Raw genomic sequence first — 25,952 nt, forward strand, 5'->3', positions numbered from 1 at the left:
AGGATGCCGGTGGTAGCGTCGCGCCGGAAGGGTTCGACGTGGGTGACGAGGCGGTACCGGACGCGCGCGGCGCGGACAACGAGATCGATGCGCTCGCAGACCTGCGCCGGCGCATCATCGCCGGGGAGTTCCTCGTCGGGACGCGACTGCCCAGCGAGGTCGAGCTCGCCGTCCATTACCGCGTCTCGCGCCGGGCCGTCCGGACCGCCCTCGCTCTGCTCGCACGGCGCGGGCTGATCGAGGCGCGCGCGGGCACCGGCTGGTTCGTCCAGCCCGGGCAGACGCAGGGGTTCGACCGCATGCGCTCGTTCAGCCAGTGGGCCGCCGCCCGCGGGCACGATCCGGGTGGCCTGATCGTCGAGCGTCATCGCCGACGGGCCACCGCCCGCGAAGCGCGCCTGCTCGACATCGGCACCGGAGACGAGGTGCTGCGATTCACGCGGGTGCGCACCCTCGACGGCCGCCGCGTGATGGTGGAGCGATCGACGTGGGCGCCGTGGATCGGGCACATCATGCAGGCGCTGCCCGACGATGTGCGCTCCACGACGCAGGCGCTGGCGGGCGCCGGCATCGCCGTCGCGTTCGGCAACCACCGCATCGAGGCGGTCGCGGCGTCGACGGAGGATGCCGGGCTCCTCGACGTGCGCCGCTCGAGTCCGCTCCTGCAGGTGCGCCGCGAGACGTTCGCCTCCAACGGCCGCCCGATCGAGGTCGGCGAGGACCGCTACGTGCCGCACACGATCGCGTTCGAGGCCCAGGCGGCAGGCGTCGCCGAGCCACCCGTCCACCGCGCCGGGCGATAGCGGCGCTGCGGCCCGGTGTGCACAGCGGGTCCGCGGGATCGGCCGGGATACGGCATCCGCGCCATCCGGCGGCCTGGCGTTCACGTGACGGTCACCTGCCGCCGCTTCGCTGGCGTCGTTCCGGTCCCGGCCTCTCGAAGGACTCCCCGTGTCGAATTCCCCCCGCGTCGCCCGCCCCCCGCGTATGCGCCGCCTGCTCACCCGCGTCACCGCCACGATCGCCGCCGCCGCGGTGATCGCGGCGGGCGCCGCCGCACCGGCCCAGGCGGCGATCGATCCCGCCGGGCTCACGCTCGAACAGCTGCGCAAGCCGCTTCCTGCGGCCGACCTGCTCGACGTCGACTTCGCCGGCGGCACCGCCGTCGACCACTCGCCGAAGGCGCGACCGCTCACCCCCGGCGCGGCGGCGAGCGTCGTCGACGACGCCGACCTCGGCATCCCGGTCGCCGTCGGCGCGGAGGGCACCGCCACCGCGTTCAAGACGCCGGCCTTCGACGCCGGCGACTACGCGGCGCTGGCGGACGGGTTCACCGTCGAGACGGTCGTCCGCGTCGACGCGATCGCGGGGTCGTACGTCGACCTCGTGAGCGGCCAGGAGAGCGGCGGCATCGGGCTCGAGGCCAACCGCATCAACGGCGACGCGAGCCGCTTCCGCCTCGACGTGTGGACGACCTCCAGCGGAACGCGTCCGGCGGTGACGCTCGAGTACGGCAAGTGGTACCACGTCGCGGCGACGTGGGACGGGACGAAGGCGCAGCTCTTCGTCGACGGCGGCGTCGTCTCGACGACCACCGCCGGCTTCGACGTCGACCCGGCGAACACCGCGGCCCGCTACCTCGCCATCGGCGGCGACGCGAACCCCGCCGGTGCGCTCGACAACAAGACGTTCAGCGGCAGGCTCGCCCTCGCGCGCCTGTACTCGGCGCCCGTCACCGAGCTCGATGCGTACCGGCTCTCGCGGCTCGCGCTGCCGCGCCTGGACACGGTCGCCCCCATCATCGAGCCCTCCGGCACCGTTCCCACCGACGGGAGTATCGGCGACACCATCACCTTCCCGGGTGCGGAGGCGATCGACGACACCGGCGTCGTGGCCGAGGTCGTCGTCACCGTCACCGGGCCCGACGGCGTCGTCGCCGCGATAACCCCCAACTCCGACGGTACGTACAGCTTCGTCCCGGCCGTGGCGGGCGACTACACCGTGAGCTTCGCGGCGACCGATGCCGCGGGCCACACCGGCGATGAGACCGCCACGATCGCCGTGAGCGGCGACGGCACCGAGCCGACCGATCCCGAGGGGCCGGTCGACCCCGAGCAGCCGACTGCGCCGGGCGAGCCCGACATCCGCTTCGCCGCGATCGGCGACATCCACGACAACTGGAGCGAGCTCGCCGAGGCGTACGACTTCTGGAACGAGCAGGGCACAGACGCCGCGCTGTTCGTCGGTGATCTCACCAACAGCGCGACCGCGTCGGAGTACCAGGGCCTGAAGGACACGATCGACTCGAAGGCCGGCTACGGCATCGATCTGGTGGCGGCGCTGGGCAACCACGACGTGAACGCCATCTCGAGCTACGACCTGTTCACGCAGTCCACCGGCGGTCAGAAGCCGAACGCCGACTACGTCATCAACGGGTACCACTTCATCACGGTGGCTCCCGGTGCGGGCACGCTCGACGAGACCACCGGCAAACCGTCGGTCGCCAACTCGGGCAGCTACGCGTACGCGTCGTCGTGGCTGCAGCAGCGTCTGGCAGCCGACACGGCCGAGGACCCGACCAAGCCCGTCTTCGTGCTCGTGCACCACCCGCAGCGGTGCACGCACTACGTGTCGAACGAGTGGTACGGCACGGGCCTGACGACCGGGTGCGGCAACGACTTCCAGTCGGTGTTCGACGCCTACCCGCAGGCCGTCGTGTGGGCCGGGCACATCCACACCCCGCAGAACATCTCCTCCTCGATCTGGCAGGGCCAGGAGAACCGCGCCGGCGCGCTCGCCGACAAGGGGTTCACCACCGTGAACGCGCCGCCGCTGGCGTACTACGAGTTCGAGCGCGGGGTCATCAACACCAACCCGACGAGCCGCACGTCCGACTCGACGCCCGACGACGCCGGTGACAACCGTCAGACCACGATCGTCGAGGTGTACGGTTCGCAGGTCACCATCAAGAACTACGATCTGCTCTCGGACCGCTGGATCGACCAGACCTGGACGTGGGACGTCGCGGACTCCGTCGACACCGGCAAGTCCTACGACGAGCGGTTCCCGCTCAACAGCACGTTCCGGGCGAGCCAGACCTCGGCGCCGGTGTGGCCCGCGGGGTCCGCGGTGACCGTGAGCGGCGTGTCCGGCGACAAGGCGATGGTCGCGTTCCCGCAGGCCGTCCCGGCGGCCAACCCGGTGCAGGACATCGTGCACAAGTACCGCTACACCACCGTCGACGTCCAGACGGGGCAGACCGTCAACACGTTCCTGCAGTGGTCGGGCTTCTACAACCTGCCGATGCCGGCGAGCCGCAACCACGAGGTGTGGAACCTGACGGCCGGACGCGAGTACGAGGTGCGCATCACCCCGATCAACACGTGGGGCAAGGAGGGCGCCGCGCTGTCGGCCCGCTTCGTCGCCGGGGGATCGACCGATCCAGGGGATCCGCCGTTCGACCCCGCCACGCTGACCTTCGACGACCTCGCGGCTGCGATCCCCACACCCGACCTGCTCGACGTCGGTTTCGAAGGCGGCACCGCGGTCGACCTCTCGCCGCGGCAGCGGACCATGACCGCGGGGGCCGACGCCAGCGTCGTCGCCGATCCGGATGCCGGCGGGCCCGTGGCGGTCGGACGCCAGGGCGCGGCATCCGCCTATCGCACCGGGCTGTGGTCGGATGCCGACTACGCGCTGCTCCAGGACGGCTTCACCGTCGATGCGACCTTCAAGATCGACTCGATCGACAAGGGCGTGGGCGGCTACGTCGACGTCTTCGGCGGGATGCAGAGCGGCGGAATCGGCCTGGAGGCCGTGCGCACCGCATCCACGACGTCGTACGAGCTGGAGTTCTGGTACGCCGACCCGCGGCCGGTGGTGACGCTCGAGTACGGCCGGTGGTACCACGTGACCGGCTGGTACGACGGCACGGATGCGCGACTGTACGTCGACGGCCTGAAGTCGGTGTCGACATCGGGGGTCTCGTTCCCGGTGAAGCCGTCGACCGCCGCCGCGCGGTACATGGCCATCGGCGGCGACGCCAACGGCAGCGGCTCGCTCGACGACGCGACCTTCAACGGCCGCATCGCAGGCGCCGGGCTGTACAGCACGCCGCTGGCGGACAAGGACGTGTACCGCTCGGCGATGCACGATCTGACCAAGCTCGACGCGGTGCCGCCGCAGGTGCGGGTCGTCCCGGCTCCGCCGGCGCAGGCGACGGCCGGCAAGGTCTACACCGCCCCGCCCGCGCAGGCGGTCGACAACTCCGGACGGGTGACGGCGAAGCTGGAGGTCACCGACCCGAAGGGTGCGCCGATCGCGGCGCAGCCCGTCGAGGGAGGAGGGTTCGCGTTCACGCCCGCCGCGGCCGGCACCTACACGCTGAACTACACCGCCACCGACGCCGCCGCGCGTCAGGCGAACGTGTCGTTCGAGGTCGTGGCGTCGCCCCCGGCCGACACCACCGCGCCCATCGTCACGGTCAAGACCGACGCGACCACGATCCCCGGCGGGGCCCAGGGCGCGTACGAGCAGGTCTCGTTCAAACTGTCGGATGCCGGCAAGATCGACCGTGTCGTGCTCAACGGTGTCGTCAAGGACCTCGTCGACGACGTGTGGAGCGACCTCAACAAGGTGCGTCCCGGGGTGTTCGGAGCCGTGCTCGGCGCCAACACGCTGCAGGTCTACGACGTCGCGGGCAACGTGACGACCGTGACCTTCACGCTGGTAAAGCGCCACCCCGTCACGGTCGTCGCGGGCGAGCACGGCACGGCATCGGCCGAGCCGGGACGCGCCCAGCCGGGGACGACCGTGACGTTGGCGGCAGACCCGGACGACGGATACCACCTGGGCGGGTGGCGCCTGACGCCGACCGACGTCGTGGTGGCCGCCGACGGCACGTTCGTCCAGCCGGACGCTCCCGTCACCGCGACCGCCGGGTTCGAGGCCAACCGCTACACGATCTCCTTCGACGCGAACGGCGGCGAGGGAGCCCAGTCGGCGCTGGAGGCCGTGTACGACCGCGACGCGCCGCTGCCCGTCGTGACGCTGAGCCGCGAGGGTCACGCGTTCGCAGGATGGGCGCGCGGCGCGTCGGGCGAGGTCGAGTTCGATGACCGGCAGACCGTGCGCAACCTCACCGCGGAGCAGGGCGGAACCGTCACGCTCTACGCGGTGTGGAAGGCCACTGCTCCGGAGGCCGTCGTGGCGCCGAGCATCACCGGCACCGCCCGTGTCGGCGGCATCCTGTTCGCCACCCCCGGCGAATGGGACGGCGCCGGGCTGACCTTCGCCTACCAGTGGCGGGCCGACGGCGTCGCGATCGACGGCCAGACCGGTGCGACGCTGCGGGTGGGGTCGTCCCTGAACGGCGCGACCATCAGCGTGCGGGTGACCGCGACGCACCCCGAGCGCCCCGACGGGCGTGCGACCTCGGCGGGCACCCGCGTGGCGGCGCTCCCGGCGTGGCAGACCGCCCGCGTCTACGTCGAGGGCGACACCGTGCTCTCCGGCGGCAAGGTGTACCGCGCGCTGTGGTGGACGAAGGGCGATCTGCCCGGCGCCTCCGCCAAGGGGGCGTGGGCCGAGCTGGGGGCGGAGGTGAGCACGCCGCAGGGCGTGATCCCGGCGTGGACGGCGTCGTGGGTCTACCTCGGCGGCGAGAAGGTCGCTTTCGGCGGCCACCTCTACCAGGCCTCCTGGTGGACGCGGGGGCAGCAGCCCGGCGGCGGCAAGCACTCGGCCTGGAAGGATCTCGGTGCGTACTGAGCTGACGTCGCGTCGCGCCCGTGCGCGGCGGCGGACCCTACGAGGTGCGCTGGGTCTCGCCGCCGCGCTCGGCGTGGTGCTCAGCGCCACCCCGGCCGCCGCGCACAACTACGCGGCCACCGTGTACGCCGCCCTCACCGAGCCCGAACCGGGCGTCGTGCGGACCGAGCTCGACCTCGAGTACGTCCTGCTCGCGACCGACGGCGCCCGCGCGATGGGCGACGCGCAGTTCGAGCAGGACGCCTACGAGGACGTGCAGGCATCGGGGCAGGACCCCACCAAGCTCACGACCCGGGTGCTGGAGGAGCACACGGCGACGGTCGACGGCTACGTCCTGCCGCGCTTCACGATCGCCGCGGGCGGCGAGACGGATGCCGCGCCCTGCCCGGCCGAGATCGTCGCGCCGTACGCGATCACCTTCTACGAGGGCGTCCCGCACGTCCGTCTGGTCATCGAGGCGGACTGTCGCGCGCAAGTCGGTGCGGAGGCAGCGACGTACCGCGTCACGACGCAGCTCTTCCCCGGCACGGCCCCCGGCGGCCAGACCACCACCGTCGTCACCTACGACCTGGATGCCGGCGCCGGCGTGGCGAGCCTCGACACCGACACGAACCCGACCGTGGTCACGACGCAGGACTGGGGCACACGGATGTGGGAGTTCTTCGTGCTCGGCGCGGAGCACCTGCTCTTCGGCATCGACCACATCCTGTTCCTGCTCGCCCTCATCGTCGCCTCGCGGCGCCTCCGCGACATCGTCGTGGTCGCGACGGCGTTCACCGTGGCGCACTCGGTGACGTTCATCCTCGCCGCGCTGGGTGTCGTGAGCGTGCCGGCGGCCATCGTCGAGCCGCTCATCGCGCTGTCGATCGCGGTCGTCGCTCTCTGGTACCTGTGGGGGCAGTGGCGCTCGCGCGGCCCCGTCGAGGGCCTCGCGCCCGCGGACCATCCCGGCGCGATGGGACGGGGCGCGACACCGCCGAGGTCCGGTGGCGGCACCGCGCTGCTCGAGCGGGCACCGGTCGTCGTGCTCCCAGCTCCCGTCTCCGGCCTCGCCGGATTCACCAGGGCCGATTGGCTGCGCGTGGGCGTCGTGTTCGCGTTCGGGCTCGTCCACGGCATCGGGTTCGCCGGCGCCCTCGGGATCGACGAGCAGTTCTCGTGGGGCCTGCTCGGCGCGCTACTCGTGTTCAACCTCGGCATCGAGGTCACCCAGCTCACGATCATCGCCGTGACCTTCCCGCTGCTGTCGCTGCTGCGGCGGCGCAGCCCTCGCGCGGGACGGTGGGTCGCCCTGGTCGTATCCGCCGCCGTGGCGGCGGTGGGACTGTTCTGGTTCGTGGAGCGGCTTCTCGGCGCCTGAGCGGCGGCTACTTCAGCAGGCGCGACAGCCGGCGGTCGGCGAGGATCTTGCCGCCGGTCTGGCACGTCGGGCAGTACTCCAGGGAGTTGTCGGCGAAGAAGACGCTGCGCACCTCGTCGCCGCACACCGGGCACTTCTCGCCGCGACGGCCGTGCACCTGCATGCCGCGCCGCTTGGCGTCCTTGAGTTCGGCCGGGGGCTTGCCGGATGCCTCCGCCACGGCATCCGTCAGGGTCTCGGTCATCGCGTCGAACAGCCTCGCGACGTCGTCGTCGGACAGCGACGTGGCGAGCGCGTAAGGCGACATCTTCGCCGCGTGCAGGATCTCGTCGGAGTAGGCGTTGCCGACGCCCGCGATGATGGACTGATCGCGCAGCACGCCCTTGATCTGCGTGCGCCGGCCCTCCAGCAGCGACGCGAAAACGTCGCGCGTGAAGCCCGGGTCGAGCGGATCAGGGCCGAGCCGCGCGATGCCGGGCACGTCGGCGGGATCGCGCACGACGTAGACCGCGAGCGACTTCTTCGTGCCCGCCTCGGTGAGATCGAATCCGGCGCCGTCCGAGAGCGCGACCCGCAGCGCGATCGGGGTCCTGCCCGGGCGGATGATCGTCTGCGGCAGCGCGTCGTACCAGCGCAGCCACCCGGCCTTCGCGAGATGGAACACCAGGTGCGGCCCGGTCGTGGTGAGGTCGACGAACTTGCCATGGCGTGCCGCTCCGGTGATCTCGGCATCCTTCAGCGCCTCGATCGGCGGGTCGTACGTCTTCAGCGCGGCGATGTTCGCGACCGTCGCCCGCGTGATGCGCACACCGGTGAGGCGCTCGCGGAGGAAGTCGACGAGTCCCTGCACCTCGGGCATCTCGGGCATGCGCTCATCCTGCCATGCGGCGGTGACACGCGGACCCGACTAGGGAGGGGTCAGGGCTCCAGCACGGCCCAGGGCTGCGGCATCCGCTCTTCGTCCACGAGCAGGCCCGCGATCCAGCCGTCGTCGCGGCCGCGCGGCCCGACGAGCGCCTGGCGCAGCAGCCCTTCGTACCGGAAGCCGAGCGCCCGCGCCACGCGCGCAGACGCGACGTTGCCCGCCACGGCGCGCCACTCGATGCGCACCAGGTCCAGTCCCTCGGACGAGAAGCCCCAGTCGATCACCGCCCGTGCCGCCTCGCGCAGGTGCCCGCCGCCGCGCGCGCCGGGCGCCATCCAGTAGCCGATCTCGCCCGAGCCCCTGCCGTCGAGACGGTAGAACCCGATCGTGCCCAGCAGGCGCTCGCCCTCGCGGATCACCCACGTGAGGTGGATGCCGCCCTCCCAGTCCTTCGGCACGCGCTCGACGAACGCCTCGGCGTCGCTGCGCGCGTAGGGGGAGGGGATCGGCGTGAAGCGCTGGATGTCGGGATCCTGGCACGCCGCGAACAGGTCGTCGACGTCGGCCTCGCGCGGCAGGGTCAGCTCCAGCCGCGGCGTGCGCAGGATGACGGGTTCCACGTCGGAGTCCTGGCGGGGCGCGTCAGCGGGCGCGGCGCAGCAGGCCGACCTTGTCGTAGACGTCGACGAGCGTGCGGTTCGCGACCGCCTCGGCCTTGTCAGCGTTGACGGCGAGGACGCGGTCGAGCTCGGCGGGGTCGTCGAGCATCTGCAGCGCGCGCTCGCGCACCGGCCCGAACTCGTTCACGACGACCTCGGCGAGGCCCTTCTTGAAGTCCCCGTATCCGCGGCCGGCGTACTCGTCCTCGATCGCCGGGATCTGACGGCCGGTGAGGGCCGCGTAGATCACCAGCAGGTTCGACACGCCGGGCTTCGCCTCGCGGTCGTAGCGCACCGAGCCCTCGGAGTCGGTCACGGCGCGCATGACCTTCTTCGCCGATACCGCCGGGTCGTCCAGCAGCCACAGCACGCCGGCATCCGACTCGGCCGACTTCGACATCTTCGCGGTCGGGTTCTGCAGGTCGTAGATGCGCGCCGTCTCCTGCTGGATGACCGGCATGGGCACCGTGAACGTCTTGCCGAATCGGCTGTTGAAGCGCTCGGCGAGGTCGCGGGTGAGCTCGACGTGCTGCTTCTGGTCGTCGCCGACCGGCACGATGTCGGTCTGGTACAGCAGGATGTCGGCGGCCATCAGCACCGGGTAGGTGAACAAGCCGACCGACGTGGCGTCGGAGCCGTAGCGCTGCGACTTGTCCTTGAACTGCGTCATGCGTCCGGCCTCGCCGAAGCCCGTGATCGTGGAGAGGATCCACGCCAGCTCGGCGTGCGCGGGCACGTGCGACTGCACGTACAGCGTCGACTTCGACGGCTCGATGCCGGCGGCGATGTACTGCGCGGCCGTGCGACGGGTCTTCTCGCGGAGGTGCTCCGGATCCTGCGCGACCGTGATCGCGTGCAGGTCCACCACGGAGAAGAAGGCGTCGTAGGACTCCTGCAGATCACGCCACTGCATGAGAGCCCCGATGTAGTTGCCGATCTGGAGCGAGTCGGCGGAGGGCTGCATGCCGGAGTACAGGCGGGGTCTGCTCATCCGTCAAGTCTATAAAGCGGATGCCGGAGCTCCGCGCCAGCCGCGGGGCTCCGGCATCCGTCACCTCGGTCGAAGCGCTCAGCGCCCGATCGTGTAGTCGGCGACGACGGGGGAGTGGTCGCTCCAGCGCGTGTCCCACGAGGGTGCGCGCACCACGCGGTAGTCCGCCACGCGGTCGCCGAGCTCCGGCGTCGCGAGGTGGTAGTCGATGCGCCACCCGGTGTCGTTGTCGAACGCTCGTCCGCGCATCGACCACCAGGTGTACGGCCCGTCGACGTCGCCGTGGAAGCGGCGTCCGACATCGACCCAGCCGAGGCCGCGGCCGGTCGAACCGTCGGCGCCGGTGACCTCGGCGCCCTCGTCGCCGAAGAAGCGGTCGAAGTAGGCGCGTTCGCGAGGCAGGAACCCGGCCTTCTTGACGTTGCCCTTCCAGTTGCGGATGTCGAACTCGCGGTGGCCGACGTTGAGGTCGCCCATCACGAGCGCGAGGGGAGACGCGGCCTTCAGCTGCGGCATCCGCTTCTCCATCGCGTCCAGGAACGCCCACTTGGCGTCCTGCTTGGGGGTGTCGGCCTCGCCGGTGTGCACGTACGCGCTCACGACGATCAGCCGCTCGCCGTCGATGTCGAAGTCGGCCTCGATCCACCGGCCGGCGCTGTCGAGCACCTCTGCCGCGTCGTCGGCGGCCGGGCCGAGGACCTTCCGCACCTCGACGGAGGGGATGCGGCTGGCCACCGCCACACCCGCGCGACCCTTCGCGAGGGCCTCGTCGTTGACGATCTCCCAGCCGGGGAGAGCCGTGCGCAGCTCCTCCTCGGTGGCGCGGACCTCCTGCAGGGCCATCACGTCGATGTCGGCTTCATCGAGCCACTCGAGCATGCCCTTGCGCGTCGCCGCGCGGATTCCATTGACGTTGACAGAAGCGATGCGAACACGACGAGACACGACGGCAAGACTATCCGGGGCCGCGGACATGATCGGGTGCCTCAGCCGCGGTGGGAGCCGTTCCGCGAGGGATCCACGGGTGCCTTCTGGCGCTTCCCCGACTTCGTCTTCGCGGGGGCTTCCGCGGTCGCGGGGACCGCAGCCTTCGCTGGGGCAAGCGGTGACGGCGGCGTCGAGGGGGCCGGGGTCGCCGCCTCGACCTGGCGCAGCTCGTCCTCGGCCTCGCGCACGTTCCGCTCGGCCACCCACACGCGGTACCAGGGTGCCTGATCGCGGGCGTCCTGGGCGGTGCGCAGGCGCACGCGCGCCGCGAGGAGGAGGGCGGCGTGCTCCGCGGCGACGCGCTCGGCCTCGGTCGGCGGCAGGAGGACGACGTCGTGATCCTTCGCGGCGACGGCGATCCAGGCGGCGGCGACGAGCATGACGATGCCGAGCAGCCGGAACCACAGCAGCATCCCGATGAAGATCGCGAAGGTCGCCAGCAGCGGGTTCGAGGGCGTGTAGCTCAGCAGCAGCCCTGCGCCGAGCTGGAGGACGGAGATGCCGAACCCGCCCAGCATCGCGCCCGGCCAGATGCGCCGCCACGGCAGCTTGGTGCCGGTAAGGAAGCGGAAGAACCCGACGAGCGCCGTGGAGGTGACCGCGAAGCCGATCAGCAGTGAGCCGACGCTCACGCTGATCGTGGTGATGGCGCTGGTGTCCTTCCACCCGATCAGCGAGAAGATCCAGTTCATCGCCAGGGTGCCCACCGTGCTCAGCGCGGCGCCCAGGATGAGCGCGGCGCCGAAGATGAGCGCCGCGAGGAAATCGCGCGCCTTGAGCAGGAAGTAGCTGCGCCGATCCGGCGGGATGGCGAAGAGCTCGCGCACCGCCCGCCGCGAGTACGTGACCCAGTCGATCGCCGTCCAGATGAGGGCACCGAGCGCGATGATGCCCGTCCAGCCCAGCACGCCGGAGTTCTGCGACGCGATCGCCTGCACAGCCTCCGGGGTGGCGATGCCGCCCTCGGGTGCGATCAGGCCCGGGATGTACCGGTTGATGAGGTCGATCAGAGCCTGGACTGCCTCGGGACTGCCGCCGAGCCAGAACCCGGCGAGCGCGAACGCCAGGTAGATCGCCGCGAAGCACGCGAACAGCGCGACGTAACTGACGCCGGCCGAGAGAAGGAACCCGTTCTCGATGAGGAAATGCCGCCACACCCGCACCGGGAACCACGCCAGGGTGGCCTGGGTCAGTCGCGTCGCCCGGCTGATCGGTGCGTCGAAGCGCTGCCGGAGGTTGTGCTCCGTGGCCTCCCAGCGCTCCCGGAGGGACTCCTCCTCGCGCTGCGCGGCGTCCGCCGCCGCGCGGGCGTCAGGCGGGGGCGTGTGGGTCACGGTGTTCAGATTAGCGAGTACGCCACGACCGGCGGGCGCATCGCGCCGGTGTGGCCGGGCCGGGCGCCGCCGCGTCGACGGCCGAAGACGACGGATGCCGCATCACGTGGTGATGCGGCATCCGTCCGTACGAGTGGTGAGAGCTATGCGCGTCCGCGGAGGACCGCCTGCTTGACCTCGGCGATGGCCTTGGTGACCTCGATGCCGCGGGGGCAGGCCTCGGTGCAGTTGAAGGTCGTGCGGCAGCGCCACACGCCTTCCTTGTCGTTGAGGATGTCCAGGCGCACGTCGCCGGCGTCGTCGCGCGAGTCGAAGATGAAGCGGTGCGCGTTGACGATCGCGGCCGGGCCGAAGTACTGACCGTCGGTCCAGAACACCGGGCACGACGAGGTGCACGCGGCGCACAGGATGCACTTGGTGGTGTCGTCGAAGACCTCGCGGTCGACGATCGACTGGATGCGCTCCTTGCCGGCCTCGGGCTTCGAGTTCGCGATGAGGAACGGCTGCACCTCGCGGTACGACGCGAAGAACGGCTCCATGTCGACGACGAGGTCCTTCTCCAGCGGCAGGCCCTTGATGGCCTCGACGTAGATCGGCTGCGAGATGTCGAGGTCCTTGATGAGCGTCTTGCAGGCCAGGCGGTTGCGGCCGTTGATGCGCATCGCGTCGGAGCCGCAGATGCCGTGCGCGCACGAGCGGCGGAAGGTCAGCGAGCCGTCGACCTCCCACTTGATCTTGTGCAGCGCGTCCAGCACGCGGTCGGTCGAGTACAGCTCGACGTCGTAGTCGACCCAGCGAGGCTCCTCGTCGACCTCCGGGTCGAAGCGCCGGATGATGAAGGTGACGAGGAACGACTGGATGCCGGTGTCGTTCGTGGTCTCGGTAGCGGAATCCGCGTCGGCGACGAGCGTCATCAGTACTTCCTCTCCATCGGCGGGTAGTTCAACTCGCCCTTCTCGTTCTTCGTGAAGACGACAGGCTTCCAGCCCAGGCGGATGTGGTCCTCGGCGTTGGACGAGTGCGGGTCGCCCGACAGGTACGCCATGGTGTGCTGCATGTAGTTCTCGTCGTCGCGCGTGGGGAAGTCGTCGCGCATGTGGCCGCCGCGGCTCTCCTTGCGGTTCTTCGCGGTGACGACGACGACCTCGGCGATGTCGAGGAGGAAGCCGAGCTCGACGGCCTCGAGCAGGTCGGTGTTGAACCGCTTGCCCTTGTCGTCCACGTGCACGTTCTTGTACCGCTCGCGCAGCTCTTCGATGGTGAGCAGCACCTCGCCCAGCGACTCGTCGGTGCGGAACACCTGGGCCTTGCGGTCCATCTCGTCCTGCAGCGTCTTGCGGAGCACGGCGATGCGCTCGGTGCCCTGGTTGGTGCGCAGACCCTCGATCATGTCGCGGACCTCGGCGGCCGGGTCCTCGGGGAGCGGCACGAACTCGGCGGACTTGACGTACTCGACCGCGTTGCGCCCGGCGCGCTTGCCGAACACGTTGATGTCGAGCAGCGAGTTGGTGCCCAGGCGGTTCGAGCCGTGCACCGAGACGCACGCGCACTCGCCGGCGGCGTACAGGCCCGGGACGACGGTGGTGTTGTCGCTCAGCACCTGCGCGTCGTTGTTGGTCGGGATGCCGCCCATCGCGTAGTGCGCGGTCGGCATGACCGGGACCGGCTCGACGACCGGATCCACGCCCAGGTACGTGCGGGCGAACTCGGTGATGTCGGGGAGCTTCGTCTCGAGCACCTCGGCGCCCAGGTGCGTGCAGTCCAGCAGCACGTAGTCGCGGTGCGGACCGGCTCCGCGGCCCTCCGCGACCTCCTGCACCATGCAGCGGCTGACGATGTCGCGTGGCGCGAGGTCCTTGATGGTGGGGGCGTAGCGCTCCATGAACCGCTCGCCCGAGACGTTGCGCAGGATGGCGCCCTCACCGCGGGCACCTTCGGTGAGGAGGATGCCGAGGCCTGCGAGGCCGGTCGGGTGGAACTGGAAGAACTCCATGTCCTCCAGCGGCAGGCCCTTGCGCCAGATGATGCCGACGCCGTCACCGGTGAGGGTATGCGCGTTCGAGGTCGTCTTGAAGATCTTGCCGAAGCCGCCGGTCGCGAAGATGACGGCCTTCGACTGGAAGACGTGCAGCTCGCCGGTGGCGAGCTCGTATGCGACGACGCCCGCGATCTGCTTGTCCTTGCCCTCGCCGACGGTGATCAGATCGAGGACGTAGAACTCGTTGAAGAAGTTGATGCCGAGCTTGACGCAGTTCTGGAACAGCGTCTGCAGGATCATGTGACCGGTGCGGTCGGCGGCGTAGCACGCGCGGCGCACCGGGGTCTTGCCGTGGTCGGCGGTGTGACCGCCGAAGCGGCGCTGGTCGATCTTGCCCTCGGGTGTGCGGTTGAACGGCAAGCCCATGTTCTCGAGGTCGATGACCGCGTCGATGGCCTCCTTGGCGAGGATCTCGGCCGCGTCCTGGTCGACGAGGTAGTCGCCACCCTTGACGGTGTCGAAGGTGTGCCACTCCCACGAGTCCTCTTCGACGTTGGCCAGTGCCGCCGCCATGCCGCCCTGCGCCGCGCCGGTGTGCGAACGCGTCGGGTACAGCTTCGAGATCACGGCCGTCTTCGCGCCGGGTCCGGCCTCGATGGCCGCACGCATGCCGGCGCCGCCGGCGCCCACGATGACGATGTCGAACTGGTGGTAGTGGACGCCGTCCTTGACGTAGCTGTCGGTGGTCTCAGTGCTCACGCTGAATGCTTTCGGTGGTCGGTGCTCGGGGGAGACCCGGGCGCTATGCGCAGATGCCGATGATGGTGCTTGACGCCGTCTCGGGGTCGAAGCCGATGCACGGGTCGAACGTGAAGACGACGAGCGTGCCGAGCACGATGAGGAACGCGGCGGCGAGCCACAGCGCCCACACCAGCACGCGGCGCGTGCCCTGGTGGGTCACGTAGTCGTTGACGATCGTGCGCATGCCGTTGGCGCCGTGGATGAGCGCCAGCCACAGCATCAGGACGTCCCACCACTGCCAGAACGGCGAGGCGTACTTGCCGGCGACGAACGCGAAGTCGATGCCGTGGATGCCCTCTCCGAGCATGAGGTTCACGAACAGGTGGCCGAAGATCAGGACGATCAGCAGCACGCCGGAGGCGCGCATGTAGATCCAGCCCCACTTCTCGAGGTTCGGGCCCTTCCGGCGCACGGCGACGCGGGGGGCGCGGGGATCGGCGATGGCGGTCATCAGTTGCCCCCTCCGAACGCGAGCATCAGGTGGCGCGGGACGAAGCCGAGCATCGTCACCAGCCACAGGCCGAGCACGCCCCACCACAGCTGGCGCTGGTGGCGCGTGGCCCATGACCACATGTCGACCAGGATGATGCGCAGTCCGTTGTAGGCGTGGTAGGCGATCGCGCCGACCAGGGCGACCTCGCCCAGTGCCATCACCGGATTCTTGTAGGTGCCGATGACCGCGTCGTACGCCTCGGGCGACACCCGGATGAGCGCCGTGTCGAGGATGTGCACGAGCAGGAAGAAGAAGATGGCGACGCCGGTGATGCGGTGCAGCACCCACGACCACATGCCCTCGTTCCCGCGATACAGCGTGCCGCGGGGAACTCGGGAAGTGGTCTCGGATACCGACGGTGTGACGCGTGCTGGTGCAGACACGTCCGTCCTCCCTGGATCGAAACGATGGGGCGGCCTCATGACGTGGGGACGGCCCCCGAAGGCGGCCCGGAACGGGGCGCATCGGGGCATCGGCGTCACGCGGGCGCTGCGACCATCCTATTCCCGCATCTCGAGCACCGGCGACGAAGGCCACCCTTACCGTCCCCTCTTCCGGGGGGATCTTCGCCCGCGTTAAGAACCCGCCGTCTTTCGCCGGAGGGGATCGGCGGCGCGGCCCCGGCCGGGAAATGAGGCATTCCGTGCCCCACGGCGTCGGCGTCGAAAATGCGCCGAAAGTCGTTGCCGCCTCCGTGAGGGCGCCCTAGCTTTTGTTGGACCAAAGAACATATGCGCCGCCACCGGTGACGCAGACGATGATGTCAAGGAGTTCTCCCATGCGCCGATCGATCCGATCGCTTCTGGCCGCGGCCGCCGCCGCAGCCCTCGTGGTCCCCCTGTGGACCGCGACCGCGGCGAACGCCGCTCCGCCCGGATTCAGCAACGCCGACAAGGCCGCACTGCGCAACCAGGCGCCGCGGGACCTGGCCGTGGGCAGCGCCGTCTGGGCGCAGCGGGACCTCCTCGGCTACGACCGGAAGGCGCCCACCGAGTTCCAGAGGGTGCTCGGCGCCCAGTTCTCCTCCGTGACGCCCGAGAACGACATGAAGTGGGACGCCATCCACCCCGCTCCCGGCGTCTACGACTTCACATCCGCCGACGCGCTGGTCGCCTTCGCCGATGCGAACCACCAGCAGGTCCGCGGTCACACGCTGCTCTGGCACAGCCAGAACCCGGCGTGGGTCACCGCAGCGAGCCGCACGTGGACGTGCGACGACGCCCGAGCGGTGCTCGAGGACCACATCCGCACGGTGGTCGGCCACTTCAAGGGCCGGATCTACGAGTGGGACGTCGCCAATGAGATCTTCCAGGACACCTGGGACGCGGGCGGCGTCCGGCTGCGCACCGAGGCCAACCCCTTCCTCAAGGCCTGTGCCGACGACCCGGTCGCGCTCATCGAGGATGCCTTCCGCTGGGCGCATGAGGCGGACCCCGGCGCCGCGCTCTTCCTGAACGACTACAACGCGGAGGGCGTCAACGAGAAGACCGACGCGTACTATGCGCTCGCACAGCGGATGCTCGCCGACGGTGCGCCGCTCAGCGGATTCGGCGCGCAGGGGCACCTCAGCCTGCTGTACGGCTTCGACACCTCCATCCAGGCCAACTTCGAGCGGTTCGCCGCGCTGGGGCTGAAGGTCGCCGTGACCGAGGCGGACGTGCGCATTCCGCTGCAGGCCGGGCAGACCGGCCCGACGCCGGCCCAGGTCGCGGAGCAGGCGGAGCGCTACGACGCGATGCTCACCGCGTGCCTGAACGTCTCCGCGTGTTCGTCGTTCACGGTCTGGGGCTTCCCCGACTCCCACTCATGGGTGCCCGCCGTCTTCCCCGGTGAGGGCTGGGCGACGATCTTCGAGGACGACTTCTCGCCGAAGCCCGCCTTCGACGCCATGCTCGCCTCCTTGCGCGACGCGACGCCCGGCACCTCGCCGAGAAGGGGCTGAACCGCCGCGCCGGCGGCGGGCCGGAGAGCCCGCCGCCGTCGTCGCGCCCGCGCCCGGCGATCCCCACCGCCCGCACCATCGGCCGGATAGCCTGGGGTCCATGTCCGGACGCATCGACGATTTCTACGCCGTGATCCCCGCCGGCGGCATCGGCAGTCGACTCTGGCCGCTGTCGCGCGCCGATGCCCCGAAGTTCCTGCACGACCTCACCGGGTCGGGGCAGACGCTGCTGCGCGACACCTGGGATCGGCTGGAGCGGCTCGCCGGGTCCGATCGCATCGCCGTCGTCACGGGGCGGGCGCACCGCGCCGCGGTGGAGAAGGAATTGCCGGGGATCTCCGACAAGAACGTCTTCCTGGAATCCGAGCCACGCGATTCGACCGCCGCGATCGGCCTGGCCGCCGCGGTCCTGTCGCGTCGCGATCCCGACGTCATCATCGGGTCGTTCGCCGCCGACCACGTGATCCGCGTGCCGCAGCTGTTCGAGTGGGCTGTCGAGCAGGCGGTGGCCACCGCCCGCGAGGGCTACATCTGCACGATCGGCATCCAGCCGTCCGAGCCGTCGGTCGGCTTCGGCTACATCAAGAAGGGCAAGGCGCTCGCGGTCGAGGGCGCCCCGGAGGCCGCGCTGGTGGACAGCTTCGTCGAGAAGCCCGATCTCGAGACGGCCAAGGAGTACTTCGCCGACCGCAACTACCTGTGGAACGCGGGCATGTTCATCTCGCGCGCCGACGTGCTCCTCGGCGAGATCGCCGAGAACGAGCCGCACCTGTACGCGGGCCTCATGGACCTCGCCGAGGCATGGGACGACCGCGAGCAGCGCGGCCCTGTCGTCGACCGGGTCTGGCCGACCCTCAAGAAGATCGCGATCGACTACACCGTCGCCGAACCAGCCGCCGCCAAGGGGCGCCTCGCGGTCATCCCCGGGCACTTCGACTGGGACGACGTGGGCGATTTCGCCAGCCTCGCCAAGCTCAACTCGCACGGCCGCAAGAACGACCTCGCCATCCTGGGGGAGAACGCGCGCATCCTCTCGGATGCCGCCAGCGGCATCGTCGTCAGCCAGACGCGCCGCGTCATCAGCCTCATCGGCGTGCGCGACATCGTCGTCGTCGACACCGAGGACGCATTGCTGGTCACCACCAGCGAGCACGCCCAGCGGGTCAAGGGCGTCGTGGACGCCCTCAAGCTCAGCGGCCGCGGCGAGGTGCTGTAGCGGATGCCGCGAGGCGCGGCATCCGCTTTCCTCACCGTTTTCTCATCGCGCCGCAGATTGCGTCTTTGTAACCTTTCGCGCACGGTGCGGCACGAAGCATGCAACCGCGCCGTCACAGTGGGTAACTTTGTGCAGTCCCCGTGAAGGACTCGGGGCGATTCCTGTGGAGGCTGAGTTGACCATCTCACGCACCAAGAAGCTCGTCGGCGTCACCGCCGCCGCGGGTATTCTGCTGGCCCTCGCGGGCTGCGGCTCCGCGCCCGAGACGAGCCCGACCGACTCCGGCAACGCCGGACCCAAGGTCGAAGGCTTCACCCCGTGCATCGTCTCCGACGACGGTGGCTTCAACGACAAGTCGTTCAACCAGTCCGCCCTGGAAGGCATGCAGAAGGCCTCCGACGAGCTGAGCGTCAAGCTCATCCAGGTCGAGTCCGAGTCGGCCAACGACTACGCGCCGAACCTCGAGAACCTCGTCGCCGAGGGCTGCACGTTCATCATCTCGGTCGGCTTCAAGCTGTCGGCCGCGACGGTCGAATCGGCGCTGGCCAACCCCGACATCGAGTACGCGATCATCGACGACCGTGCCGACAACACCGGCGGCAAGACCGACGACGGCAAGGACACCGGCGACGGCAAGACCGACGCGCCGAACATCAAGCCCCTGCTCTTCGACACCGTCCAGGCCGCGTACCTCGGCGGCTACGCCGCCGCCGCGTGGTCGGCTGCGTCGGGCGTGAACAGCGTCGGCACCGTCGGCGGCATCCCGATCCCGCCGGTCACCATCTTCATGGACGGCTTCATCGACGGCGTCGAGAAGTACAACGAGGACAAGGGCGCGAGCGTCGCGACCTACGGTTGGGACGTCGCGGGCCAGACCGGCCAGTTCACCAACAACTTCGACGCGAACGACGACTCGAAGCAGGCGATGCAGACCGCTCTCGACCAGGGCATCGACGTGCTCCTGCCCGTCGGCGGCCCGATCTACCAGAGCGCCGCGCAGGCCATCCGCGACACCGACAACGGCGCCGTGATGCTCGGCGTCGACTCCGACCTCGCGGTCGCCGACCCGTCGGTCGCCGACCTGGTGCTGGTCTCGATCATGAAGCGGATCGACACCGCCGTCCACGACGCGACGATGGCTGCGGCCAACGACGAGTTCGAGGTCACGCCGTACATCGGAACGCTCGACAACGACGGCGTGGGACTCTCCTCGTTCCACGACTTCGAGTCGCAGCTGCCCGACGGTCTCCTGGACGAGCTGGACGCTCTGAAGGAGCAGATCATCTCCGGCGACCTCGAGGTCACGTCGCCCAGCTCGCCGTAACCCGAGCGAAGTCATGCCGCGGCCGGGTGGATGCGATATCCACCCGGCCGCGGTTCTTCCTCGCCCGCTGTCTCAATCGCTAAGGTGCACAGTATGAAGCTCGAGCTCCGTGGAATCACGAAGCGGTTCGGGTCTCTCGTCGCGAACGACCACATCGATCTCGTGGTCCGCCCCGGTGAGATCCACGCTCTCCTGGGGGAGAACGGTGCCGGCAAGTCCACCCTCATGAACGTCCTCTACGGCCTGTACCAGGCCGACGAAGGCGACATCCTGCTGGACGACGCGGTCCAGCACTTCCGCGGCCCGGGCGATGCCATGGCCGCGGGTATCGGCATGGTGCACCAGCACTTCATGCTCATCCCCGTCTTCACCGTCGCCGAGAACGTCATGCTCGGTCACGAGACCACCACCGGCCTCGGCGCGCTCGACCTGAACGCGGCCCGTCAGCACGTGCGCGACGTCGCCGCGCGCTTCGGGTTCGAGGTCGACCCCGATGCGATCGTGGGCGATCTCCCCGTGGGCGTGCAGCAGCGCGTCGAGATCATCAAGGCGCTCGCGCGCGACGCCAAGGTGCTCGTCTTCGACGAGCCCACCGCGGTGCTCACGCCGCAGGAGACCGACGAGCTCATGGCGATCATGCGCCAGCTGCGCGACGAGGGCACGTCCATCGTCTTCATCACCCACAAGCTGCGCGAGGTCCGCGCGGTGGCCGACCGCATCACGGTCATCCGGCTCGGCAAGGTCGTCGGCGAGGCGGAGCCCACCGCGACCAACGCGGAGCTCGCCTCGCTCATGGTCGGGCGCGCCGTGGAGCTGACCGTGCACAAGAACCCGCCCCGGATCGGAGAGGGCGGACTGATCGTCCGCGACGTCCGGGTCATCACCTCCGAGGGCGCCGTCGTGGTCGACGACGTGAGCTTCGACATCCGACCGGGCGAAGTGCTCGCCATCGCCGGGGTGCAGGGCAACGGTCAGACCGAGCTGGTGGAGGCCATCGTCGGTCTCGGCGAACGCGTCGACGGCTCCATCGTGCTGGACGGCGTCGAACTGGTCGGCAAGAGCATCCGCGGCATCCTCGACGAGGGAGTCGGGTTCGTGCCCGAGGACCGTACCGAGGACGGCCTGGTCGGCACCTTCACGGTCGCCGAGAACCTGATCCTCGACCGTTCCGGCGACGCGGACTTCGTCCGCGGCGGCACGATCCGCCGCGGAGCGCTCGAGGAGTTCGCGAAGGCGCGGATCACCGAGTACGACATCCGCACGCAGGGTGCCGACGTTCCTGCCGGCACGCTGTCGGGCGGCAACCAGCAGAAGGTCGTGATCGCGCGCGAGATGAGCCGCGATCTGCGGCTCCTCGTGGCGGCGCAGCCCACGCGCGGTGTCGACGTGGGGTCGATCGAGTTCATCCACACGCGCATCGTGGAGACCCGCGATGCCGGCGTGCCCGTGCTGGTCGTGTCCACCGAGCTGGACGAGGTCACGGCCCTCGCCGACCGGATCGCGGTCATGTACCGCGGTGCGATCGTCGGCATCGTGCCCAGCGACACGCCCCGCGACGTCCTTGGTCTGATGATGGCGGGCGAAACGCCCGAGAGCGGAGCAGCCGCGTGAACGACGAGTCCCCGGCGCAGACTCCCGGAGTCCCCGACCCAGCGCGAGGGCTGCCGCCCGAGCAGCTGCCGCCCGTTTCGGGCCCCCTCACGGGATCGCCCGACCTGCCCGCCCCGACGGCCGAGGCCCCGGGCGCCGGTGACAGCGGCGTCGCGCCGCCACCCCGGCAGAACGTGTTCATCAAGGAGGTGCTGCGCGGCAGCGCCGTGACCACGATCCTCGCGATCGTGGCGGCCATGATCGTCGGCGGCATCCTCATCGCCTTCACCGACGAGGACGTGCGCACGGCATCCGGGTATTTCTTCTCCCGTCCCGGCGACACGTTCGTCGCGATCTGGAACTCGGTGTACGGCGGGTACGAGGCGCTGTTCCGCGGCTCGATCTTCAACGCGCGGGCGGCCGACTTCGCGACGCAGATCCGCCCGCTCACCAACACGCTCGGCTTCGCGGCGCCGCTCATCGCGGCCGGTCTCGGTGTCGCGCTCGCCTTCCGCGTGGGCCTGTTCAACATCGGTGGCCGCGGCCAGATGCTCATCGCCGCCGCCACCGCGGGCCTGGTGACCTTCAACCTCGACCTGCCGATGTACCTGCAGCTGCCCCTCACCCTCGCTGCCGGCATCGCCGGCGGTGCGATCTGGGGTGGCCTGGTCGGTGTCCTCAAGGCCCGCACCGGCGCCCACGAGGTCATCCTCACGATCATGCTCAACTACGTCGCGCTGTACTTCGTGATGTGGCTCGTGCGCACCCCCGGACTGCTGCAGGCGACCGACAGCAACCAGCCCATCTCGAATCCGACGCCCGCGAACTCGCAGTTCCCCGAGCTGTTCGGTCCGCGCTTCCCGCTGCTGGACTGGGGCTTCGTCGTCGTGCTCGGCGCGACCGTGTTCGTGTGGTGGCTCATCGAGCGCTCCAGCCTCGGCTTCCGCCTGCGTGCGGTCGGTGAGAACCCGCACGCCGCACGCGCGGCGGGCATCTCGGTGCAGCGCATGTACATCTACGCGATGCTGTTCGCCGGTGGCCTGTCGGGTCTGGCGGCGATGAACCAGATCCAGGGATCGGTCGTCAGCGGCTTCGACGCCTACATCGACGCCGGCATCGGCTTCGATGCGATCACCGTCGCCCTCCTCGGGCGCAGCCGCGCCTGGGGCACGTTCGCCGCCGGCATCCTGTTCGGCGCGCTGAAGGCCGGGTCGTTCACGATGCAGGCCTCGCAGGGCATCCCGGTCGACATCGTCCTCGTCGTGCAGTCGCTCATAGTGCTGTTCATCGCGGCGCCGCCGCTGGTGCGCACGATCTTCTTCCTGCCGAAGACGGATGCCGAGAAGGCCGCCAAGGCCCGCGCGAAGGCGGCTAAGCGACCTGCCGAGCCCGCGAACGAGAAGGCGGTGTCGGCATGAGCGCGACCGCGGTCACCACTGCCCCCGCCGCCTCGACGGCGACGCCCGTGAAGCTGCGCCACTACAAGCTGGCGGTGTCGCTGTCGATCGTCACCGTGCTGCTCGGCCTACTGTTCCTGCTCGCACCGCGTACCGGCGAGAGCCGATTCCGCCTGGGCGACCCGCGCTCCGCGCTCGACCTGCCGACGGTGGCGGTGCCGACCGCGGCGACGAGCTGGGCGGTGTGGGTGATCCTGCTGCTGCTCACGCTGTATGCGCTGTACGCGGCCTACACGTACCGGCGCCCAGGGCCGTGGCTCCCGATCGTCTACGGCATCCTCGGCATCTTCGCGTTCCTGGTGTGGGCGGCCTCGGGCGGTCTCGTCCCGGTCACCGGACTGCTGTTCGGCGCGGTGTCGCTGTCGATCCCGCTCATCTTCGGCGCCCTGGGAGGTGTGATCGGCGAGCGGTCCGGCGTGGTCAACGTCGCCATCGAGGGTCAGTTCCTCTTCGGCGCGTTCGTGGCGGCGCTGCTGTCGAGCATCACGCGCAACCCGTTCGTCGGGCTGATCGGCGCGATGATCGGCGGTGTGCTGGTCGCTTTCGTGCTGGCGGCGTTCTCGATCAAGTACCTCGTCGACCAGGTGATCGTCGGTGTCGTCCTGAACGTGCTCGTCGCCGGCCTCACCGGCTTCCTGTACGGGGCGCTGCTGGTGCCGAACGAGCGCGCGCTGAACAGCGCCGTCGTCTTCGAGCGCTGGAAGATCCCGCTGCTGGGCGACATCCCGATCATCGGCCCGGTGCTGTTCAACCAGACCTTCATCGGCTACCTGATGTACGTCACGGTCGCGCTCGTCGCGTGGGGGCTGTACCGCACCCGCTGGGGCCTGCGTCTGCGCGCCGTCGGCGAGCACCCGCAGGCGGCCGACACCGTCGGCATCCGGGTGAACACGACGCGCTTCTGGAACGTCTCGCTCGCCGGCGCGATCGCCGGCATCGGCGGCGCGTACTTCACGCTGGTGTCCGTGCCGCAGTTCACCAAGGACATGACAGCGGGCCTCGGCTTCATCGCCCTCGCCGCCGTCATCTTCGGTCGCTGGGACCCGATCCGCGCCACGTTCGCCGCCCTGCTGTTCGGCTTCGCGACGAACCTGCGCAACCTGCTGTCGGTGCTCGAGACGCCGATCCCCGTCGAGTTCATGGCGATGCTGCCGTACATCGTGACCATCCTCGCGGTCGCCGGTTTCGCGGGCCAGATCCGCGGCCCCGCCGCCGCCGGCAAACCATACATAAAGGGGTGACGTCGTGCCCGCCGCGCGCCTGACGAACGACGGATGCCGCGCCGCGGCATCCGCGCCCGCCTCAGCCGACCCTCCGGATACCGGGGGAGTCGAGCGGCCCTCGCGCCCGCACCTCGCCGCGCCGACGCGCTGCGCGGCGCGGCGCGGCGTGCGTGCGCGACCGCGGACCCCCGTGAAGCCTGTAATCACCGTGAACGGAGTCCTGTGGTGACCGATATCGACTGGGATGAGCTGCGAGCCGCTGCCACGGAGGCGATGAAGCGGGCCTACGCCCCGTACTCGCGCTACAAGGTCGGTGCGGCCGCGCTCGTCACCGACGGGCGCATCGTGACCGGCTGCAACGTCGAGAACGCGTCGTACGGCGTGACGCTGTGCGCCGAGTGCGGGCTGGTGAGCGAGCTGGCGATGTCCGGCGGCGGCGGGCTGGTGGCCTTCGTGTGCGTCAACGGCCACGGCGACACGATCATGCCGTGCGGGCGCTGTCGGCAGCTGCTGTACGAGTTCGCGATCCCCGGGATGCTGCTCGAGACGGTCTCCGGCATCCGCACCATCGACGAGGTCCTGCCCGACGCCTTCGGGCCCCGTGATCTGGAGGAGGCGGCACGATGACCGTTGAAGCATTCGACGCGGTCGACGTCATCCGCAGCAAGCGCGACGGCGGCACGGTGTCCGAGCCGGCGCTGCGCTGGATGGTGGATGCGTACACGCGCGGTTACGTCGCCGATTCGCAGATGGCGGCGTTCGCGATGGCGGTGCTCCTGAACGGCATGTCGCGCGACGAGATCCGCGTGATGACGGATGCGATGATCGCGTCGGGAGAGCGGATGAGCTTCGCCGGGCTCGGCAAACCCACCGTCGACAAGCACTCCACCGGTGGCGTGGGAGACAAGATCACCCTGCCGCTGGCGCCCCTGGTCGCCTCGTTCGGCGTCGCCGTGCCGCAGCTGTCGGGTCGCGGCCTCGGTCACACCGGCGGCACGCTCGACAAGCTCGAATCGATCCCCGGCTGGCGTGCGGCGCTGTCGAACGACGAGATGTTCGCGCAGCTGCAGGACGTCGGCGCGGTCATCTGCGCCGCAGGCTCCGGCCTCGCGCCGGCCGACAAGAAGCTCTACGCGCTGCGCGACGTCACCGGCACCGTCGAGGCGATCCCGCTGATCGCATCGAGCATCATGTCGAAGAAGATCGCCGAGGGCACCGACGCGCTCGTGCTCGACGTGAAGTTCGGTTCGGGCGCCTTCATGCGCGACGTCGATCGGGCGCGCGAACTCGCCCGCACGATGGTGGCGCTCGGCACCGACTCGGGCGTCTCGACGACTGCCCTCCTCACCGACATGAACACGCCGCTGGGCCTCGCGATCGGCAACGCGAACGAGGTGCGCGAGTCGGTCGAGGTGCTCGCCGGCGGCGGCCCCGCGGACGTGGTGGAGCTGACCGTGGCCCTCGCCCGCGAGATGCTCGCGCTGGCGGGCCAGCCCGACGCCGACGTCGAGTCGGCGCTGCGCGACGGTCGCGCGATGGACGCGTGGCGCGCCATGATCCGTGCGCAGGACGGCGATCCGGATGCCGCCCTCCCGACGCCGAACGAGACCCACACGGTGACGGCGACCGAGGACGGCTACGTCACCGGCATGGAGGCGCTGCCGTTCGGCATCGCCGCCTGGCGCCTGGGTGCCGGACGCGCCCGCGCGCAGGACCCTGTGCTGCACGCGGCCGGCATCGACCTTCACGTCAAGCCCGGTGATCAGGTGTCGGCCGGACAGCCGCTGTTCACCCTGCTCGGCGAGGATGCCTCCCGGTTCGAGCGCGCCCTCGAAGCCCTCGACGGCGCGTGGGAGATCGGTCCGGACGCGCCGGAGCGCACTCCTCTCGTCCTGGAACGCATCACCGCCTAGGCTGGGTCAGCCCCGCCGGGCGCCGGCGCGGCGCCGGCGCGCGGCATCCG

At 70.1% G+C, this 25,952-nt stretch carries 20 protein-coding genes; 11 read left to right on the top strand and 9 right to left on the bottom strand.

From position 1 onward, the window contains the following. The first annotated feature begins 38 nt into the window (after positions 1-38). The 3 genes from AC1DDU_RS12180 to AC1DDU_RS12190 all read left to right on the top strand — a co-directional run bounded on the left by AC1DDU_RS12180 (position 39) and on the right by AC1DDU_RS12190 (position 7,129). The gene (locus tag AC1DDU_RS12180) at positions 39-803 is read left to right on the top strand and encodes a GntR family transcriptional regulator (protein ID WP_477434441.1); all 765 of its coding nucleotides are present in this window, start codon (positions 39-41) and stop codon (positions 801-803) included. A gap of 148 nt (positions 804-951) precedes the next feature. Continuing rightward, complete coding sequence (locus AC1DDU_RS12185; RefSeq protein ID WP_477434443.1) at positions 952-5,769, top strand: LamG-like jellyroll fold domain-containing protein; 4,818 nt, start codon at positions 952-954, stop codon at positions 5,767-5,769. Then, a complete protein-coding gene (locus AC1DDU_RS12190; protein WP_477434445.1) occupies positions 5,759-7,129 on the top strand; it encodes a HupE/UreJ family protein in 1,371 nt (456 codons plus the stop codon). Before AC1DDU_RS12185 ends, AC1DDU_RS12190 begins: the two co-directional genes overlap by 11 nt. 7 nt (positions 7,130-7,136) lie before the next feature. Here AC1DDU_RS12190 and AC1DDU_RS12195 read toward each other — a convergent pair whose 3' ends face one another. The 9 genes from AC1DDU_RS12195 to sdhC all read right to left on the bottom strand — a co-directional run bounded on the left by AC1DDU_RS12195 (position 7,137) and on the right by sdhC (position 15,620). Beyond that, the gene (locus AC1DDU_RS12195; protein WP_477434447.1) at positions 7,137-7,997 is read right to left on the bottom strand and encodes an Fpg/Nei family DNA glycosylase; all 861 of its coding nucleotides are present in this window, start codon (positions 7,995-7,997) and stop codon (positions 7,137-7,139) included. A gap of 50 nt (positions 7,998-8,047) precedes the next feature. Beyond that, positions 8,048-8,614, bottom strand: coding sequence for a GNAT family N-acetyltransferase (locus AC1DDU_RS12200; protein ID WP_477434449.1), 567 nt, complete (start codon positions 8,612-8,614; stop codon positions 8,048-8,050). A 22-nt stretch (positions 8,615-8,636) separates the two neighbouring features. Further along, on the bottom strand, positions 8,637-9,644 hold the full coding sequence (gene trpS, locus AC1DDU_RS12205; RefSeq protein WP_477434450.1) for a tryptophan--tRNA ligase: 1,008 nt from the start codon (positions 9,642-9,644) through the stop codon (positions 8,637-8,639). Positions 9,645-9,722: 78 nt separating this feature from the next. Further along, entirely contained in the window at positions 9,723-10,589 is an 867-nt protein-coding gene (locus AC1DDU_RS12210; RefSeq protein ID WP_477434452.1) for an exodeoxyribonuclease III, read from the bottom strand. Between the two features lie 41 nt (positions 10,590-10,630). Beyond that, positions 10,631-11,965 (bottom strand): YihY/virulence factor BrkB family protein, encoded by a 1,335-nt coding sequence (locus AC1DDU_RS12215; protein WP_477434454.1) that lies wholly within the window; start codon positions 11,963-11,965, stop codon positions 10,631-10,633. 143 nt (positions 11,966-12,108) lie between these two features. Continuing rightward, positions 12,109-12,879, bottom strand: a complete 771-nt coding sequence (locus tag AC1DDU_RS12220) for a succinate dehydrogenase iron-sulfur subunit (RefSeq protein WP_477434456.1) — start codon at positions 12,877-12,879, stop codon at positions 12,109-12,111. Next, complete coding sequence (gene sdhA, locus AC1DDU_RS12225; RefSeq protein ID WP_477434458.1) at positions 12,879-14,702, bottom strand: succinate dehydrogenase flavoprotein subunit; 1,824 nt, start codon at positions 14,700-14,702, stop codon at positions 12,879-12,881. The genes AC1DDU_RS12220 and sdhA overlap by 1 nt, the downstream gene beginning before the upstream one ends. 43 nt (positions 14,703-14,745) lie before the next feature. After that, complete coding sequence (locus tag AC1DDU_RS12230) at positions 14,746-15,195, bottom strand: succinate dehydrogenase hydrophobic membrane anchor subunit (protein WP_477434459.1); 450 nt, start codon at positions 15,193-15,195, stop codon at positions 14,746-14,748. Beyond that, a complete protein-coding gene (gene sdhC, locus AC1DDU_RS12235) occupies positions 15,195-15,620 on the bottom strand; it encodes a succinate dehydrogenase, cytochrome b556 subunit (protein WP_477434461.1) in 426 nt (141 codons plus the stop codon). Before sdhC ends, AC1DDU_RS12230 begins: the two co-directional genes overlap by 1 nt. A gap of 395 nt (positions 15,621-16,015) precedes the next feature. On the opposite strand from sdhC, the gene AC1DDU_RS12240 reads away from it, so the two are divergent. The 8 genes from AC1DDU_RS12240 to AC1DDU_RS12275 all read left to right on the top strand — a co-directional run bounded on the left by AC1DDU_RS12240 (position 16,016) and on the right by AC1DDU_RS12275 (position 25,902). Further along, a complete protein-coding gene (locus tag AC1DDU_RS12240; protein ID WP_477434463.1) occupies positions 16,016-17,179 on the top strand; it encodes an endo-1,4-beta-xylanase in 1,164 nt (387 codons plus the stop codon). Positions 17,180-17,279: 100 nt separating this feature from the next. Beyond that, the gene (locus AC1DDU_RS12245) at positions 17,280-18,395 is read left to right on the top strand and encodes a mannose-1-phosphate guanylyltransferase (RefSeq protein ID WP_477434465.1); all 1,116 of its coding nucleotides are present in this window, start codon (positions 17,280-17,282) and stop codon (positions 18,393-18,395) included. A gap of 175 nt (positions 18,396-18,570) precedes the next feature. Beyond that, on the top strand, positions 18,571-19,719 hold the full coding sequence (locus AC1DDU_RS12250; RefSeq protein ID WP_477434467.1) for a BMP family lipoprotein: 1,149 nt from the start codon (positions 18,571-18,573) through the stop codon (positions 19,717-19,719). 93 nt (positions 19,720-19,812) lie between these two features. Then, positions 19,813-21,330, top strand: a complete 1,518-nt coding sequence (locus tag AC1DDU_RS12255) for an ABC transporter ATP-binding protein (RefSeq protein ID WP_477434469.1) — start codon at positions 19,813-19,815, stop codon at positions 21,328-21,330. Further along, on the top strand, positions 21,327-22,727 hold the full coding sequence (locus AC1DDU_RS12260; RefSeq protein WP_477434471.1) for an ABC transporter permease: 1,401 nt from the start codon (positions 21,327-21,329) through the stop codon (positions 22,725-22,727). The genes AC1DDU_RS12255 and AC1DDU_RS12260 overlap by 4 nt, the downstream gene beginning before the upstream one ends. Beyond that, entirely contained in the window at positions 22,724-24,007 is a 1,284-nt protein-coding gene (locus AC1DDU_RS12265) for an ABC transporter permease (RefSeq protein ID WP_477434473.1), read from the top strand. The genes AC1DDU_RS12260 and AC1DDU_RS12265 overlap by 4 nt, the downstream gene beginning before the upstream one ends. Before the next feature lie 207 nt (positions 24,008-24,214). Continuing rightward, positions 24,215-24,616 (top strand): cytidine deaminase, encoded by a 402-nt coding sequence (locus tag AC1DDU_RS12270; protein WP_477434475.1) that lies wholly within the window; start codon positions 24,215-24,217, stop codon positions 24,614-24,616. After that, on the top strand, positions 24,613-25,902 hold the full coding sequence (locus tag AC1DDU_RS12275; RefSeq protein WP_477434477.1) for a thymidine phosphorylase: 1,290 nt from the start codon (positions 24,613-24,615) through the stop codon (positions 25,900-25,902). Before AC1DDU_RS12270 ends, AC1DDU_RS12275 begins: the two co-directional genes overlap by 4 nt. Positions 25,903-25,952 lie beyond the last annotated feature (50 nt).

This window comes from Microbacterium sp. 05T445, assembly GCF_056395865.1.